This is a genomic window from Chryseobacterium phosphatilyticum, assembly GCF_002899825.2.
Taxonomy (GTDB): Bacteria; Bacteroidota; Bacteroidia; order Flavobacteriales; family Weeksellaceae; genus Chryseobacterium; species Chryseobacterium phosphatilyticum.
This window is the reverse complement of sequence record NZ_PPED02000003.1, coordinates 508,981-527,562: the sequence shown is the minus strand read 5'-3', so window position 1 is coordinate 527,562 and position 18,582 is coordinate 508,981. Positions and strand designations below refer to the sequence as shown.

Here is an 18,582-nt window from a genome sequence, read left to right as displayed (position 1 = left end):
TTATATTTTTGTAATTAAAATTTTTGAATTGTCCATGTTTATTATTTTTTTTCTGAAACCTACATATTCATTATATTTTTCTTTTGGAAAAGCTCCTTTATTGATCTGAATCTTTCTTAATACTTTTATTTCCTCCCCATTTTTCACAACATTTAATTTATAATATCCAAATTCAGAATTGATGTTGATATTATCAGGAACTTCATCAATCTTATAGCCTTTGGGGATACTAAAACCTATTTCATAATCATCTTCGAAAGACTGTCTTATTTCAAAAGGTAGACTCCTGTTTTCATCGGCTTTATACACATTATCAGAATAAATCGGAACAGCTCTGAATATTAAACTGTTTCCGGCATTTTTAGCAAAATGATTGGTTTTAAAATCTGCATCAAAAGTAATAACAGCCTTATCTCTATCATTCACATAGTTTTTCATTTCTACTTTCTCAAAATTCAACACATCAAATGTTTTTTTTAAGGCTTCATTTCTTTCTTTGGAATTGAGATTCGTGAAACTTAAGTTATAGTCATACTGACTCCCGGTATAGGAAAAATGTCCTTCTCCTGTAATGCTGTTGTCTTCGCCAATTTTTATAGTAAGTATCTGTTTTTCCCTGTTTTGTTCAGCTTTATATATGGGAGTATCAATAAGTTCTATTCCATTTTTCTTCACAGAAAGTACGTTTCTATCTGTCGTACTATTTCCCAAATGATTAAACGCAGTCTGTTGAGAGGTGTTTTCCAGCCAAATATTTCCGTTTTCTGCAGGAACCATTAAGATGGCATGATTTCCTCCCATTCTCGGAAATTCAGGATCAAAAGAAACCGAGGAAAGACCGGAATTGATTACACAGTAATAAGAAGGAATCCCAGCTTCATCCAACAGGGTTTTCATGTAATTGGTCAATCCTTTACAGTCTCCATACCCCTTTTTATATACTTCTTCCGGCATCATGGGAAGCCAGCCTCCAATTCCCAGTCCTACATAGATGTATCTGGTTTTAGACTGCATGTATTGGTAAATCTTCTTTACCTTTTCTTCTACACTACCCTGCAAGTTTAAAGCAGCCACTTCAGCCTTAATAGCCGGCGTAGAAACAGCAACCGGCTCTATCAGATTTTTATAATACCAGGTTCCAAAATCTGTCCAGCTATTTAAAGTTCCTTGTCTGCCCGCCAGGTTAAACTTTGTCAAAGCAAAACTTACTTTAGGCAGGATTTTAACAGGTTGCGGAATCAATACGGCATCTTCAATAGCCGGAATATCTTTGTAGGAATATATTTTTTCGTTTCCATTAATATGTTCTGAAACAGAGGCATAATTATATTTTGAAGGGTACACCTTAGAACGCAAATCGATTCCCGACGTATTAATGATTTTAAATTGTCCCTCCTCCAGAGAAGTATTGGTAGAGGTAAAAGGTACAAAATCAGGAATGAAAATGGTATTTTTATCTTCACTCTCAAACGAAAAATCAATGGTATAAGGGTATTGAACCGGTGTATAAGAGAAAACCAACACTCTGTTATCAGAATAAAATACTCCCTGAGGGTTATTGGCATAATCACTAAAATCGGATTTGGAAAAGCTTTTTAGTTTCTTTCCGGTTTCATCATAAACTGTAACCTTTACATTTGAAACAGTCCTCGTTTTATCATAAGGAATATAGACCATTGCTTTTTCATTCCCATCTTTATTTAAAACTGTGGTAACAGTATTGTATTGATATTTTATTTCATCAACTTTATTAATGTATGCAGTCGTGAAATCTCTTCTAATAACAGCACTTGCATTTTTCTTTAAATTTTCCGGAATTGTAGAAACAGGATAGGTTTGTGCAAAGTAGAGTGAAGCCGTAGACAAAGCCCCTAGAAATAATATTTTCATCATAGTTATTAAAATTAGGCAAAAATAATGAAATCTTAATAACTGTTAAAAAATTGTCCAAAAAAAAGAAGCTATAAATAAGAAAGACTCCATTTCTGAAGTCTTTTCTGCATTTTTTAATCATTTGGAATTCTTTTACTATCATAGGTATCACTTCCTAATCCCAGTACAGGAATAAAAATAAATCCAAGGAAGAATAACAAGATTGTATATAAAGGTGTTTCTTTGGCAAAGCCTTTGGCCAATCTATCGTTAGCTACCCAAATAGCATAGATATTTACCAGTGGTATAAAGAACAAGATAATCCACCAGATAGGTTTCTTAATGATTTCCAAAAGAACAATCGCACTGTAAATCGGAACAAAAGCTGCCCATGCATCCTGTCTTCCAGCTTTTTGAAAGATCTTGTACATGCAATATCCATAAAAAATATAGATCAGTAAGCTCATGATCATGGTACCGATTCCAAATCCTGCCGCCGCTGCACCAGTAGCTGCATCCACCCCATCATAAGGGTCTGTTTGTAAAAGAGTTAACATATTATTTGTTTTTATTTGGTTAGTCCAAATATAAAAAAAGCTTCTAAATAATTAGAAGCTTTTTTTGTATATTTTAAAAATGTCTATGCATCAATTTTTGCATATTTTGCATTTTTCTCGATAAATTCTCTTCTTGGCGGAACCTCATCTCCCATCAACATTGAGAAAATACTGTCTGCTTCAACAGCATTATCAATCGTTACCTGCTTTAAGATTCTGTGTTCCGGATTAAGTGTAGTTTCCCAAAGCTGCTCAGGGTTCATTTCTCCAAGACCTTTGTAACGTTGTACTTCTACTCCTTTTCCGTCCGGAGACATTTCTAAGGTAAACTCTTCACGTTCTTTTTCGTTATAAGCATACACTTTTTTGTTTCCTTTCTTTAATAAATATAAAGGTGGTTGAGCAATATAGATATATCCATTTTCAATCAATTCCTTCATATATCTGAAGAAGAAAGTAAGAATAAGGGTAGAAATGTGAGATCCGTCAATATCAGCATCGGTCATGATCACCACTTTATGATATCTAAGCTTAGTCATATTCAATGCTTTGCTGTCTTCTTCCGTACCTACAGAAACCCCAAGGGCAGTATAGATATTTCTGATTTCTTCATTGTCATATACTTTGTGAAGCATCGATTTTTCTACGTTCAGGATTTTACCTCTTAACGGAAGAATAGCCTGGAAATGTCTGTCACGTCCTTGTTTAGCTGTTCCACCTGCGGAATCTCCCTCTACAAGGAAAAGTTCAGATTCTGCCGGGTCTTTAGATGAACAGTCAGATAATTTTCCGGGAAGGCCTGAACCTCCCATTGGAGATTTTCTCTGAACCATTTCACGGGCTTTTTTAGCTGCCTGTCTTGCTTTTGCAGCCAACACTACCTTCTGGACGATTAGCTTTGCTTCATTAGGGTTTTCTTCAAGGAAGTTAGTAAGCATTTCCCCTACAATCTTGTCTACAGCTCCGGAAACTTCAGAGTTACCTAATTTTGTTTTTGTCTGTCCTTCAAACTGAGGCTCCATTACTTTTACAGAAACTACCGCTGTTAATCCTTCACGGAAGTCATCTCCTGTAATTTCCACTTTTTCTTTTTGTGGAACACCTAAGTCATCAGCATATTTTTTAAGAGTTCTTGTCAAAGCACGTCTGAAACCTGCTAAGTGAGTACCTCCTTCGTGAGTATTAATATTATTAACATACGAGTGAAGATTTTCGTTAAAAGATGTATTGTAACGCATTGCTACTTCTACAGGAATATCATCCCTTTCACCTTCCATGAAAATCACGTGTTCCATAATAGATTCACGGTTTCCGTCGATATAAGCAACGAATTCTTTTAACCCTCCTTCAGAATGAAAAACTTCTGTTCTGAAAGAACCGTCTTCTAACTTTTCTCTCTCATCAGTAAGGGTAATAGTAATTCCTTTATTAAGATAGGAAAGTTCTCTTAAACGACTTGCTAATGTATCATAGTTGTAAACTAATTCTGTGAAAATCGTGTCATCCGGTTGGAAAAACTGTTTTGTTCCTCTTTTCTCACTGTGTCCGATCTCTTCTACTTCCGTCTGAGCTTTTCCTTTGGAATAGATTTGTTGATACACATTTCCGTCTCTGTAAACGGTGGTGATCATTTCATTGGAAAGGGCATTCACACAAGAAACCCCTACACCATGAAGACCCCCGGAAACTTTGTAAGAATCTTTATCAAACTTTCCTCCGGCTCCGATTTTTGTCATTACAACCTCAAGAGCAGATTTTTGTTCTTTTTCGTGGAAGTCTACCGGAATACCTCTACCATTATCACTTACTTCAACTCCGTTTCCTTCTTTAATGGCAACAAAGATTGTATCGCAGTATCCTGCCAACGCTTCGTCAATAGAGTTATCTACTACTTCATAAACCAAATGATGGAGACCTCTTGTCCCAACATCACCAATGTACATTGAAGGACGCATACGAACGTGCTCCATTCCTTCTAATGCCTGAATACTACTAGCTGTATATTGTTTTTGACTCATATTAAATATTAAAAATTTTGCTATATGCAAAGACTTACAAATATCGTGATTTTTTTCGACTTATGAAAGTTAAAAAGTGCCAAAAAAGTATTGTCATCAGCATAAAAAAAGAAGACTAAAAATAACCCGTATTTTTGGAGTAATTATTGTAAAGGTGATTGTTTCAAAATCAAATTCTTATCTTTTTGAAAATACTAACACACCATATAATATACATGATACAATTTTAAAAAGAGATGAGATTCTGAGCATCACAACTTATAATGGAAATAAAGGATCAAAGTTAAGACGGTTTTATCTAATTTATACTGTTGTAAATCATATTGAACATCCGTAATTTATGTGTAAATTTATTTACTGAAAAGTTGATATTATGGATGATTTTATTGCAGCCCGTGCCCAGATGGCACTCTCTCTGGGCTTTCATATTATATTCTCCTGTGTGGGTATGGTGATGCCTTTCTTAATGGCTTTTGCCCACTGGAAATACTTAAAAACAAATAATGAAGTCTATAAAGGTCTTACCAAAGCATGGAGCAAGGGAGTAGCTATTCTGTTTGCTACAGGGGCCGTTTCCGGAACTATGCTTTCTTTTGAACTGGGACTTTTATGGCCGGGATTTATGAAACATGCGGGACCTATTTTCGGAATGCCTTTTTCTCTGGAAGGGACAGCATTTTTCATTGAGGCAATTGCCATCGGTTTTTTTCTGTACGGTTGGGAAAGATTCAATAAGTGGTTTCACTGGTTTTGTGGCTTTCTGGTTGGGGTAAGCGGACTAGCCTCCGGAATTCTTGTGGTAGCAGCCAATGCGTGGATGAACTCACCTGCCGGCTTCGATTATATTAACGGTCAATATCTGAATATTGATCCCATCAAAGCTATGTTTAATGATGCCTGGTTTCCACAAGCTCTACATATGACCGTAGCAGCATTTTGTGCTACAGGGTTTGCTGTTGCCGGGGTTCATGCTTTTTTAATTATGAGAAGAAAGAATGTTGAATTCCATACCAAGGCTTTTAGAATTGCAGTTGGGTTTGCCCTTATAGGAGCATTTGGAGCCCCTTTAAGCGGTGATGTAGCAGCAAAATCAGTGGCAGAAAGACAACCCATTAAATTAGCGGCTATGGAAGCACATTTTGAAACAGAAAAAGGTGCAGCATTCGTCATTGGTGGAATTCCTGATGAAGAAAAAGCCGAAATTAAATATGCGGTGAAAATCCCTAAAGTTTTAAGTTTTTTAGTAAGCAATGACTTTAATGCCGAAGTAAAAGGACTTAAGGACTTCCCAAGAGACGAATGGCCACCGGTTGCTGTGGTTCATTACGCTTTTCAGATCATGATTTTCTTTGGAGTTATTATGATTGGCATCGGAGCTATTTATCTTTATGCTTTCTTCTTTAAAAAAGAATGGCTTAGCAAAAACTGGTTGTTAAAGACTTTTTTAATAGCAACACCTTTTGGATACATTGCCCTTGAAGCCGGATGGACCGTAACAGAAGTCGGAAGACAGCCATGGATCATTTATGGCATTATGAGAACTGTAGATGCTGTAACCCCGATGCCGGGAATACAATATTCATTCTATTTCTTCACCGCAATTTTTGTATCCTTATCACTGATTCTGATTTTCCTTTTAAAAAGGCAGATTCAGATGGTACCAAAACTTTATGACCCTACCGATTCTCAGTTTAATGATAAAAACAAAAAATCATGATTTACATTGTAATAGGTTTTCTCTGGCTATCCATTTGTCTTTATATTATTCTGGGAGGAGCTGACTTTGGAGCAGGTATTGTAGAAATGTTCACCAATAAAAAAGCCCGCCATAAAACCCATGAGATTATGTATGAATCTATTGCTCCTGTTTGGGAAGCCAATCACATGTGGCTGATTATTGCCATCGTTATCCTTTTTGTTGGCTTTCCGGAGATTTATACCACTATGTCTACTTATCTTCACATTCCTTTAGTCTTAATGCTTTTAGGAATTATTGCAAGAGGAACAGCTTTTACGTTCAGGCATTATGACGCAGTAAAGGATAGCTGGCAGGTTTTATATACGCAGATATTTTATTATGCGAGCCTTTTGACTCCCTTCTTTTTGGGGTTAATTGCAGCTGCAACGGTTTCCCACTCTATTAATCCTGATGCAACAGGTTTTCTTGATTTGTATGTTTACAGCTGGCTTAACTGGTTTGGAGTGTCTGTAGGACTTTTTACTGTAGCATTGTGTGCTTATCTTGCGTCTATTTTTTCATTAAGAGAAACCCGTGGGAAAGAAGAATTGCTATTAATGATAAGAAAATCAAAACAAACAATGATATTTGTTGTGATTACAGGAATTCTGGTATTTGCTACTGCTTACCTTTCAGATATTCCTCTTTTGATGTGGGTATTTTCAAAGCCTTTGGGAATTATGGCTATTGCTTTTGCTACTGTTGCTTTACTGCTTATTTTAAGAGCACTGAATACCCAAAAATTACTTCCGGTGAGAGCTCTTGCAGGCTTTCAGATGGTGATGATTCTTGTGGCCGCTACCTATCAGCATAATCCGGATATTATACTGCTAGGTAACGGACAGCATCTTTCATTGTTAGAGCATATGGCACCGCCTAAAACTATTGCTGCATTAGGCTGGGCATTGATGCTGGGATCTTTATTTATTCTGCCATTTTTATTTTATTTGATGGCTTCTTTCAGTAAGCTTAGAAAATAATACTATGAAAGGTTATAAAGACAAAACTGAACTTATTGAAGAAATTAAAAAAAGGTTCCTTCTCTACAACAAGGAATTCGATGATATTAAAGAAAAGGAAAAGGATTGGCTAAAAGTTGGGGTTGATAAAACACCAGCCCAAAATATATCCTATCAGATTGGCTGGACCCAACTGCTCCTACAATGGGAAGCTGATGAAAAGAAAGGAAAGGAAGTGAAAACACCTACCCCTGAATATAAATGGAATAATTTAAAAGGATTATATCAGTCTTTTTATGAGCAATATAGCTCCTGTAATCTGGCAGAAAAAAGAGATATCTTACAAAAGCAAGTCGATGAAATTATAAAATGGATTGAAAGCCTTGATGACAAAATCCTGTTTGAACCTGAACAAAGAAAATGGGCAACAACGCCCGCTAAATGGCCCGTATGGAAATGGATACATATCAATACAGTTGCTCCTTTTAAAAATTTTAGAATACAGCTCCGGAAATGGAAAAAAGAAAAAGGTACAGGATAACTCTGTACCTGCTATTTTTATTTCTTTATCAATTTTTTCTGGTGCCCGCATTTGGCCATTGAAGAAAATAAACTCGGGATCAAAGGCTCGAATCTGTATAAAATCACCTACTTCCTTCTTTCAGCTGCCCATCTAAATTTCTTAAATACCCAATCAGAATTCAGATTATTTCAGTATTTATTTTTAAAAAATTCATCAATTTTCTCTGCGCATTGTCTGCCTTCCGCAATAGCCCATACAACAAGGCTTTGTCCTTTTCTGGCATCACCACAGGTAAAAATTTTATCTTGATTGGTTTTGTATTCTTTATTATTTCCAATTAAGTTCCCTTTGGGATCCAGGTGAATGTCTAATGCTTCAACCACTCCCTTATGTTCAACATGGGTATACCCTAAGGCAATAAAGACAATATCACATTCGAGTACAAATTCAGATCCCGGTTTTTCAGTATACAAATTCCATTTCCCTTCATCAGAATCTTTCGTCCACTCTGCTTCCACCAGGCGAATTCCCTTTAGGACTCCGCTTTCATCTTTTACAAATTCTTTTGAATTCACAGACCACATACGGTCACATCCCTCTTCATGGGAGGAAGTAATCTGTAGTAGAGCCGGATAATTGGGCCACGGCATCGTTTCATCCCTTTCTGTTGGCTGCATAGGTTTATAATAAATCTGATATACAACTTCTGCTCCCTGACGGTTAGAAGTTCCTATACAGTCAGACCCTGTATCTCCACCTCCTATGACCACTACTTTTTTTCCTTTCGTATTAATTTCTTCTTCCTCAAATGGAATCCCGCTTACTTTTTTATTACTCTGTTTAAGAAAATCCATGGCGAAATAAATTCCTTTTGCATCCCGGTTGGGAATCACCAGGTCTTTGGGAACAGTACTTCCCGTTGCCAATACAATTGCATCAAAATTACGGTTCAATTCTTCTACAGCATAATTGACACCGACATTAACTCCCGTACAAAACTCAATCCCTTCTTCTTTCATCCATTGAACTCTGCGTTCTACAATATTTTTATCCAACTTAAAATCTGGTATTCCAAATCTTAACAACCCTCCTATTTCAGGATCTCTTTCAAAAACCGTAGTCGTATATCCCATCTGATTCAATTGATAGGCTGCCGCCAATCCGGCAGGTCCGGAACCTACGACAGCAACTTTTTTATCTGTCCTCAGCCTGGGAAGTCTTGGCTTGGCAAAACCTTGCTCAAAAGCAATTTCTACAATGTTCTTTTCTATTTCTTCAATGGTAACGGCCTTGTCATTAATTCCCAACACACATGCACTTTCGCAGGGAGCCGGACAAATTCTTCCGGTAAATTCAGGAAAATTATTTGTAGATATTAAAATCTGATACGCTTTTTGCCATTGTTTTTTATACACGGCTTCATTAAACTCAGGAATGAGATTTCCCAGAGGGCAACCATTCTGGCAAAATGGAACCCCACAATCCATACATCTTGCCGATTGACAATTCAACTGCTGATCAGAAGGCTTCTGGATAAATTCTTTATAATCCTTAAGTCTCTTTTCAACATCCAGTTTAGAGGGAAGTTCCCTCTCGTATAATAAAAATCCATCTATCTTCCCCATTACGCAATGTCATTTATCTGGTTTTCAATCACTTTCTTATATTCTCTCGGATACACTTTCGTAAAATGCTTACAGCTGTTATCCCAATCGCTTATAATATATTCTGCTAATTTACTTCCTGTATTTTCAGAATGTTCTTTGATCAGATTAAAGATCAATTCTTTATCCTCCTCTCTAATAGATTCCAGATCCGCCATATCACGATTAAAATGATATTCCAACGTTTTATTTACATCCCAGACATAAGCAATACCCCCGCTCATTCCTGCACCAAAATTTCTTCCGACCCCTCCCAGGACAATAACTTTTCCTCCGGTCATATACTCACATCCATGATCACCAATTCCTTCTACAACTGCAGTAGCTCCGGAGTTCCGGACAGCAAAACGTTCTCCTGCCATGCCACTGATAAACACCTTTCCTGAAGTGGCTCCATATAAAGCAACATTTCCAACAATGCTATTTTCGTTGGCATGAATAATAGCCTCTTTATGAGGGAAAATCATCAGCTGAGCACCAGAAAGCCCTTTCCCTAAATAGTCGTTAGCATCTCCTTCTAAACGCATGGTAATTCCTTTATTACAGAATGCTCCAAAACTTTGTCCTGCGGTTCCTTTAAAATTAAATACTAATGAATTTTCATTCATTCCCTCAGACTTATAAATTTTGGTTAATTCATGGGAAAGAATAGTCCCTACTGTACGATCCGTATTCTTTATGTCAAATTCAGCCTCCATTGATGTATTATTTTGAAGAGCGTATTGAGCAGTTTCAAGCATTTTCCAGGAAATAGAATTCCCCAATCCCGCATCCTGGTCTTCAGATTTAATGACCGGCAAATCGGTTTTTATTTTATAAAGAACTCTGCTTAGGTCTATCCCCTGATGTTTCCAGAAGGTAATATTTGTTTTTCTTTCAAGACATTGAGACTGGCCTACCATTTCATCAATGGTCCTGAAACCTAAATTAGCCATAATCTCACGAACTTCCATCGCAAGAAATCTAAAATAATTCACCAGATGTTCAGCTTTTCCCTTGAATTTTTTTCTTAATTCCTCCTTTTGAGTGGCAATCCCGACAGGGCAAGTATTCAAATGACATTTTCTCATCAGTATACAGCCTTCAACAATGAGTGCAGAAGTAGCAATTCCCCATTCTTCTGCCCCTAACAAAGTAGCTATAGCCAAATCACGACCTGTTTTCATCTGCCCGTCAACCTGCAGAGTAACCCTCTGTCTCAATTTATTTTTAATCAGAGTCTGATGGGTTTCGGCCAATCCAAGCTCCCAGGGTAACCCGGTATGACGGATTGAGCCTAAAGGTGATGCTCCTGTACCTCCATCATATCCGGAAATCAGTATATGATCTGCTTTTGCTTTGGCAACCCCCGAAGCTATAGTTCCTACTCCTGCTTTTGAAACTAGTTTTACCGATAACCGAGCATGGCGATTGGCATTTTTTAAATCAAAAATAAGCTGGGCTAAATCTTCAATAGAATAAATATCATGATGTGGTGGTGGAGAAATCAGTCCAACGCCAGGCGTCGAGTGCCTTGTTTTACCAATCCACGAATCCACTTTATCACCCGACAATTGCCCGCCTTCTCCAGGTTTAGCACCCTGAGCCATCTTTATTTGAATTTCATCTGCTTCTGCAAGGTATCGGGCAGTAACCCCAAACCTTCCGGAAGCTACCTGTTTAATGGAAGAACGCAAGTTATCTCCATTCTTGTCAGGTGTATATCTGGCTTCATCTTCTCCTCCTTCTCCTGTATTACTTTTTGCCCCTATCCTATTCATTGCAATTGCCAATGTGGTATGTGCCTCCCACGAAATAGACCCAAAAGACATCGCCCCTGTTGCGAAACGCTTCATTATGCTTTCTATGGATTCAACTTCTTCCAGCGAGATGGACTCTCTGTCATTTTTAAATTCCAGTAAACCTCTCAGTAGAGTAGCTTTACCCATTTGCTGATTGACAATTCGTGAATATTTTTTAAAAACATCATAGTCATTGTTCCAGGCAGACTGTTGAAGTAAATGAATAGATTGTGGATTAAACTGATGATACTCATTATTACTTCTCCATTGGTAAATACCTCCTGTATCCAGTAAAGAGTTTTCCGTATCCTCCTTAAATGCGTCCTGATGTTTTAGCAAAGCTTCTTTCGCGATTTCATCAAATCCAATGCCTTCAATTCTGGAAACAGCTCCTGTAAAGCAGGTATTGACCACCAGTTTATTCAGCCCTATGATTTCAAAAATTTGTGCCCCGTGGTAGGATTGTAAAGTGGAAACGCCCATTTTAGAAAATATCTTTAAAAGTCCATCTCCCACCGCTTTTTTATAATTATCTTTTAGCCTTACTAAGTTTTCCTCTTCAAATACCCTTTCATCAAACATTTGTCTGATACTTGCCAGTGCCAGATAAGGGTTAATTGCCGTTGCCCCAAACCCTAATAGTGTTGCAAAGTGATGAACCTCCCAAACATCTCCAACCTCCATTACCAAACCGATCTTTCTCCGGATTCCTTTTCTGATCAAATGATGGTGTACTGCTGAGCATGCCAGTAGTGAAGGAATGGATGCATGCTGAGAATCCAGCGACCGATCCGAAAGTATAATGACTTCAAATCCATCATCTACTGCATCTACCGCATACCTGCAAATCCTGTCGATCGCTTTTTTCAGTTCACCTTCCTTTCCTCTTGCATTGAAATAAGTATAAATAGTTTTGGCTTGAAATCTACCTGTATCAACGCTTCTTAATTTTTCAAGCTGATTATTGTTAATAACAGGATTTTCCAGTTTGATAGAATGTGCAAAGTTTTTATCTTCTTGTAAAAGATTTCCATTTCCTCCGATAATGGTAGTCAAAGACATGACCAGTTTTTCCCTTATCGGGTCTATCGATGGATTGGTTACCTGGGCAAATAACTGTTTAAAATATGAACTCAAATGCTGTGGTTTCTCACTCAGCACAGCTAACGGAACATCAAATCCCATTGACCCAATCGGTTCTTTACCATGAGAAGCCATTTCTTTAATCACTCCGTCCAAATCTTCTCTGGAATATCCGAATGCCTTCTGATACTTAAAAATATCTTCTGTCTGAAGTTTATTGAACCGAATTTTAGGGTTGGGTAATTCGGTAATATTAATCCTCATACTATCCAACCATTCCCGGTAGGGTTTTGAGGTACATATTTCTTTTTTCAATTCATCATCACTGATAATTGTTCCTTTTTTCATGTCTACAAGAAACATTTTGCCCGGCTGAAGATGACCTCTTTTAATTATTTTTTTGGGATCTACAGACAATGCTCCTGATTCGGATGCCATGATCACCAAATCATCCGATGTAATACAATATCGTGAAGGACGAAGTCCGTTTCTATCCAGAGTAGCTCCTATCATATCACCATCTGTAAAGGAGATGGAAGCAGGTCCATCCCAGGGCTCCATCAAGCAGGCATGAAACTCATAGAAATCTTTTTTGTATTGCTCCATCTGTTCATGTCCATCCCATGCTTCAGGAATCAGCATCATCATTGTATGAGGAAGCGACCGCCCCGAATGATACAGCAGCTCCACCATATTATCGAGATATGAAGAATCTGATTGTCCTGGTTTTGTTAAAGGGAGTAGCATATCCATTTCCTGAGGGGTAAAAAAAGGGCTTTGGAACATTTTTTCAGAAGATCTCAACCAATTAAGATTTCCGCCTAAAGTATTTATTTCGCCATTATGTGCTAAAAATCTAAATGGCTGAGCCAAGCTCCATGTGGGAGAAGTATTGGTGGCAAAACGGGAGTGTACCATTCCAAATGCAGAACGAATTTTGGGATTGGTAAGGTCTTTAAAATAATTCCGAACCTGAATACTTCTCAATTGGCCTTTATAAATAAGTTTTTTACAGGAGAAAGAAGCCACATAAAATCCAATAGGATCATTATTGGTAATACTGATCATCTGATGAGAAATATAATTTTTAAAAATAAATAACTTTCTCTCAAAATCTTTTTCTGTATCCAGATCAAAAGGACGCTCAATAAAAAGCATCTCCATCACGGGCTCCACACTTTTTGCCAAATCACCAAGATCGATATTACTCACCGGAACAGGGCGATATCCTAATATTTTAAGATGTAGCTTTTCTGCAGATTGTGCGATGACCTCTTTACATTCTTCCCGAATAAAATTATTCTGAGAAAAAAATAACATTCCAACACCGTAAAATCCGGATTCCGGTAAATCTATCCCAACGTTTAATGCCTCATCATATAAAAGCTCATGAGGGATCTGGATTTGTATCCCTGCACCATCTCCGGTATTACTTTCATATCCGGTAGCACCACGATGTTCCATGTTCTCCAACATGGTAATGGCATCACTTACAATCTTATAACTTTTCACTCCTTTGATATTCGCTACAAAACCAACTCCGCAGGAATCAAATTCAAATTCAGGCTCATAAAGACCCTGTTTTTTTGTAAAATTATCTGGATTTTTTTTTCGTGTTGTATTCATCTACATATTCATTTTCATATCAAATGTAATGAAAAGAATAATCCCAAAAAATATAAATTACATTTATTTCAATAAAATATATTCATAGAATAATTTTATTCAATAAAACGAAACAATAAATAAACATAACATCACAAAAACAACAAATACATACACATTAAATAACAAAAATACAGAATATTAATCTATAAACTCCAAGCAATTAATAATAAAATTAAGTAATCCTAGAAAAAAAAAGAAACCGGAACAGACTGATTCTGTTCCGGTTTTGCATCTGTTTAACCTGATTATTAGGTAAAATTTGAGATTTCGAAGTTCGAAACTTCTCTTTCATGGTTTCACACTTTATTTATTTTAATTTTTTCATTCTCAATTCACGTTTTTGATAAAAAATAAGAGGTTGGAAGTTTCCATTTAAGCAAATTAAAAGGTTAAAGCTAACAGTATTTATAGCATTACCAATCAAATTGCCTGAATGAAGGAAACATGATGAGCTTCCAACCTCTGGAAAAGAGAATAATTAGTACACGAGTACTTTTTTACGTTAGTATAGTTTTAATACTTATAAATCCATCTTTGTATTGCTGCTCTTGGGATCCCGTAATGTTCTATTATTTCCATTCTGGTCATTTGTTTTGTATGATACAGTTCAAGAATAAAATCAATAACTTCTTTGCTGTAAATGTTTTTACGAAATTGGGGTAATGTTGTTTTTACAGGTAAAAGATTATTCCTGGAAAGTGGAGAGTAGAAGATAAGATGTTGAGAATAGATTCTGAAAAGGTCATATTGCAAAATCTTACTCCAGGATAATAAAATCTCTGAATCAAGGCTTTTACACTGATACATCTCTGTGATGTCCGCTTCTATACATTTCAAAAATTTGCAAAGATATGAGATTTCTATACCACGTTCCACAACCTCCTTTTCTATCATCTGTCCCATATGGATATCTTTAAAATTATTCATTTTTTCTACAATTAAAATTTCTATGACAAAGGTGAACCAAATATTAATTTATAAAAAAAAACAACCATTACATTTCATTACATAGGGAATTACGAGCTGTTACATCAACATAAACATCTGATTATAAGTAAATTTTACAATTATCTATTTTAATTTTTATTTGTAATTATGTTTTTATATATAAAAGAATAGTGTTTTTAGTTATGGTATGCTTTTCTCAGGATTGTTTTTCACAAACTGATCGTCATCAGATATTTCAGCAGGTCTATGCAAAATTATTTGCCAGGGAATATAATAAGGCAAAGCATCAGATCGATTTCGAGTTGATCGCTTCAAAAAATGAAACAGATCAGATTCTGGGATATGTGGCCATGATGTATTATTTATCAATGAAACCAGAAAAGAATAATCCATATGAGCAGATCAAAGTACTTGAAAAATTAAAACAACTGGCAAATAACAGTGATAACCCCCGCTATAAAATTTATGTAGAGTACGGATATGCCTTGTTTTATAAAAATTTAAATAAAAAAACATTATTTATAAAAACATTCAATGAAGCATTGCATCTTTTACAGCAATATTCTGATGAAAACTTTCTGCTCAGTAATCTATATTGCATGAGAAACAGATTAATTTTTGAACACGTCAATCAGAAAGAAAAACTTCAGAATTATTTAAAAAGTTTTGAATATGCCAAAAAATCAGGCAATAGGGTAAATATAAGCATGGCAATCAACGACTTTCTGGTTTATTATATATGCGATCAGAAAAAAGAAGCAATTGATAGTGTACGTTTTTATCAGCAACTATATTATTGGAATGCTCAAAAAGTGACCTATACAGCAGCCCGAAACATTATGCTTATCGTCTATGATATTAACCAGGCTACAGTCTTAACCCGGCAGAACAAAACAGAGGCCGCCATAGGAATATTTAAAAAAATTCTTGATGAAAACAAAAATAAGCCTGATATCGCAGACTTAATATTTTCGGTATACACTAACTTAGGATATATCCATTCATCAAATAAAAATTACTCTGAAGCAGTTGCCTATCGCCTGAAAGCCTATTCATTAAGACATAATAAAAAGATCCCGGTCTTTAGCCTGATCATACTCATAAATAATATTTCTTTTGGCTACGAGGAAATGGGAAAATATAAAGAAGCTTTACAATTTGAAAAGGAAAAAAATATTCTTATTGAAGCGAGATTTGAGGAAAATAATAAAATTCTCGAAGCCTTTTATCAATCAGAAAAAAAGAAAAGTATTCTTGAAGAAAAAAATAAAATGTTAAAGACAGAGCGGTATTTGTACATAGGTTTTGTTATTTTTTCTACTGTTATCATTATCCTACTGACACTTTTAATTCGATACCGAAGAAAAATATATATACAGAAAAATAAATTACTTAATGCGGAACAGGCTCGCTTAAAAGCGGAGCAGGAAGTCATTCGAAAAAAATATCTGGCAACCACCCTGCAACTTTCCCATAAAAACTCAGTACTTACAGAAATTAAAAATAAAACGAAAGAGCAATCCGATATTAATATTGATAAATTGTTAAAAGAAGAGCGATTCCTTGATAATAATTTTGACCAACTTCAACAAACTGTGCTTGAGATTCATCCTAATTTCTTTAATCAGCTAAAAATCATGTCAAAAAATAAATTAACACCCCTTGACATAAAATATGCATCTTTCATTTATCTTCACATGAATAATCAACAGATTTCAAATTATACAAAATCTGACCTGAATACAGTGAGAGTGGCTAAGCACAGACTGAAAAAAAAATTCACCATACCAAAAGAAGAAAGCATAGAAAATTTCATACAAAATATCAAAATTATATAATACTACTGCTGAATGTTATTATATAAAAAACCGGTACACACTAAGTCTGTACCGGTTTTTTTATATCTGTTTTAATAAAACTATGCGAGTTTCATCAAAAGAACTTCGTCAATTTTCTCTACTTTCACAATATTATTCTTTGTCAAAGTTTTAGAAGCTTTGTCCCATTTCTTACCTGACAACTGGCTTCTTTCCTTCACTTCAGTTAAAGACATTGCTTCTTCCTGAGAGTTAAGGATTTCAAGGATTACTTTTTCATCCTCACCTAATTCAATTTGCGGAACTGCTTTTTCAGGTCTCATCTGAGGGAAGAATAATACTTCCTGGATCGATGCATTGTTCGTTAAGAACATGATCAGTCTGTCCATTCCGATTCCTAATCCTGAAGTGGGTGGCATCCCGTACTCAAGAGCTCTTAAGAAATCCTGATCGATAAACATAGCTTCATCATCACCTCTTTCAGAAAGAGCCATCTGAGCTTCAAAACGCTCTCTTTGATCAATCGGATCGTTAAGCTCTGAATAAGCGTTGGCGATTTCTTTACCACACACCATTAATTCAAAACGCTCCGTTAAACCTTCTTTGCTTCTATGCTTTTTAGTCAATGGAGACATTTCAACCGGATAATCTGTGATGAAAGTAGGTTGAATGAAGTTTCCTTCACATTTCTCACCGAAGATCTCATCAATTAATTTTCCTTTCCCCATCGTTTCATTCACTTCGATACCGATCGACTTCGCAAAATCATACAACTCCTTCTCAGTCTTTCCTGTGATATCAAAACCCGTAAATTTCAGGATAGCCTCCGTCATGGAAACTCTTGGATATGGAGCTTTGAAGTCTACATTATGTTCTCCGAATGTAGCTGTTGTAGTTCCATTTACCTGGATTGCACAGAATTCTAATAATTTCTCCGTGAAATCCATCATCCAGTTGTAATCTTTATAAGCTACATAGATCTCCATTGCTGTAAACTCCGGGTTGTGAGTTCTGTCCATTCCTTCATTCCTGAAGTTTTTAGAAAACTCATATACTCCGTCAAAACCACCTACGATCAATCTTTTCAGATACAATTCGTTGGCAATTCTTAAATATAATGGAATATCCAAAGCATTATGATGCGTGATAAAAGGTTTGGCAGCTGCTCCACCAGGAATCGACTGCAGGATTGGAGTTTCAACCTCAAAATACCCGGCATCATTAAAGAAAGTTCTCATCGCATTGAACAATTTTGTTCTCTTTACGAAAATTTCTTTTACCTGAGGATTTACTGTTAAATCTACATAACGTTGTCTGTATCTAAGCTCTGGATCCGTAAATCCGTCATGTACTACTCCATTCTCATCAGTTTTTGCCTGAGGAAGTGGACGTAAAGCTTTAGTAAGAAGCGTAAAGTTCTTTACTAAAACCGTCTTCTCTCCTACCTGAGTGGTAAACAACTCTCCTTCAATACCGATAATATCACCAATATCTAAAAGGTGTTTGTAAACTTCGTTATATAATTCTTTATCTTCTCCCGGACAAATCTCGTCTCTGTTGAAGTAAACCTGAATTTTTCCTTTAGAATCCTGCAATTCCGCGAAAGAAGCCTTCCCCTGAATTCTGCGGGACATTAATCTACCAGCGATCTTAACCTGTTTACTTTCAGAAAAGTCCTGTTTTATAGATTCTGTAGTATCTGTAATGGTATACTCATCCGCAGGGAACGCATTAATCCCCATTTCAGTAAGCTTATTCAGCTTTTCTCTTCTAATGATTTCTTGTTCTGATAATTGCATTTCTTATTTTTCTAAAAGCGTACAAATTTAGGCATTTTTGCCTTGCCCGTCAATTGATTTTTTCAGAAATTTTAAAATGTAGACCTGATATGGAGTTCAGATGCGTGATATGGGGTATCAGGTACGGAAGATGAACTATTAACTATTATCTTATG

At 36.1% G+C, this 18,582-nt stretch carries 11 protein-coding genes; 4 read left to right on the top strand and 7 right to left on the bottom strand.

The window, feature by feature from the left end:
• From C1631_RS14290 to gyrB, 3 genes are all read right to left on the bottom strand, one after another.
• Window positions 1-1,893, bottom strand: coding sequence for a DUF3857 domain-containing transglutaminase family protein (locus C1631_RS14290; protein ID WP_109712897.1), 1,893 nt, complete (start codon window positions 1,891-1,893; stop codon window positions 1-3).
• A 113-nt stretch (window positions 1,894-2,006) separates the two neighbouring features.
• Window positions 2,007-2,429 (bottom strand): DUF5684 domain-containing protein, encoded by a 423-nt coding sequence (locus C1631_RS14285; protein ID WP_103247861.1) that lies wholly within the window; start codon window positions 2,427-2,429, stop codon window positions 2,007-2,009.
• 83 nt (window positions 2,430-2,512) lie between these two features.
• Window positions 2,513-4,447: a DNA topoisomerase (ATP-hydrolyzing) subunit B gene (gyrB, locus tag C1631_RS14280; RefSeq protein WP_109712895.1), complete on the bottom strand. Its 1,935-nt coding sequence runs from the start codon at window positions 4,445-4,447 to the stop codon at window positions 2,513-2,515.
• 373 nt (window positions 4,448-4,820) lie between these two features.
• On the opposite strand from gyrB, the gene C1631_RS14270 reads away from it, so the two are divergent.
• Genes C1631_RS14270 through C1631_RS14260 form a run of 3 tightly spaced genes read left to right on the top strand, consistent with a single transcriptional unit; the run spans window position 4,821 to window position 7,685 of the window.
• Window positions 4,821-6,164 (top strand): cytochrome ubiquinol oxidase subunit I, encoded by a 1,344-nt coding sequence (locus C1631_RS14270; protein WP_109712893.1) that lies wholly within the window; start codon window positions 4,821-4,823, stop codon window positions 6,162-6,164.
• The gene (locus C1631_RS14265) at window positions 6,161-7,165 is read left to right on the top strand and encodes a cytochrome d ubiquinol oxidase subunit II (protein WP_103247865.1); all 1,005 of its coding nucleotides are present in this window, start codon (window positions 6,161-6,163) and stop codon (window positions 7,163-7,165) included. Before C1631_RS14270 ends, C1631_RS14265 begins: the two co-directional genes overlap by 4 nt.
• Before the next feature lie 4 nt (window positions 7,166-7,169).
• On the top strand, window positions 7,170-7,685 hold the full coding sequence (locus tag C1631_RS14260) for a ClbS/DfsB family four-helix bundle protein (RefSeq protein WP_103247866.1): 516 nt from the start codon (window positions 7,170-7,172) through the stop codon (window positions 7,683-7,685).
• Between the two features lie 170 nt (window positions 7,686-7,855).
• Here the strand turns inward: C1631_RS14260 and C1631_RS14255 are convergent, their stop codons facing one another.
• From C1631_RS14255 to C1631_RS14245, 3 genes are all read right to left on the bottom strand, one after another.
• Entirely contained in the window at window positions 7,856-9,292 is a 1,437-nt protein-coding gene (locus tag C1631_RS14255) for a glutamate synthase subunit beta (RefSeq protein ID WP_103247867.1), read from the bottom strand.
• Window positions 9,292-13,821 carry a glutamate synthase large subunit gene (gene gltB, locus C1631_RS14250; protein ID WP_109712891.1) on the bottom strand — a complete coding sequence of 1,510 codons (4,530 nt, stop codon included), beginning with the start codon at window positions 13,819-13,821 and terminating at the stop codon, window positions 9,292-9,294. Before gltB ends, C1631_RS14255 begins: the two co-directional genes overlap by 1 nt.
• A 555-nt stretch (window positions 13,822-14,376) precedes the next feature.
• A complete protein-coding gene (locus tag C1631_RS14245) occupies window positions 14,377-14,790 on the bottom strand; it encodes a helix-turn-helix domain-containing protein (protein ID WP_109712889.1) in 414 nt (137 codons plus the stop codon).
• A gap of 203 nt (window positions 14,791-14,993) precedes the next feature.
• Between C1631_RS14245 and C1631_RS14240 the strand changes: the two genes are divergently transcribed.
• Window positions 14,994-16,649: a tetratricopeptide repeat protein gene (locus C1631_RS14240; protein WP_109712887.1), complete on the top strand. Its 1,656-nt coding sequence runs from the start codon at window positions 14,994-14,996 to the stop codon at window positions 16,647-16,649.
• 80 nt (window positions 16,650-16,729) lie between these two features.
• Here C1631_RS14240 and lysS read toward each other — a convergent pair whose 3' ends face one another.
• Window positions 16,730-18,427, bottom strand: a complete 1,698-nt coding sequence (lysS, locus tag C1631_RS14235) for a lysine--tRNA ligase (RefSeq protein ID WP_109712885.1) — start codon at window positions 18,425-18,427, stop codon at window positions 16,730-16,732.
• Window positions 18,428-18,582: the final 155 nt, after the last annotated feature.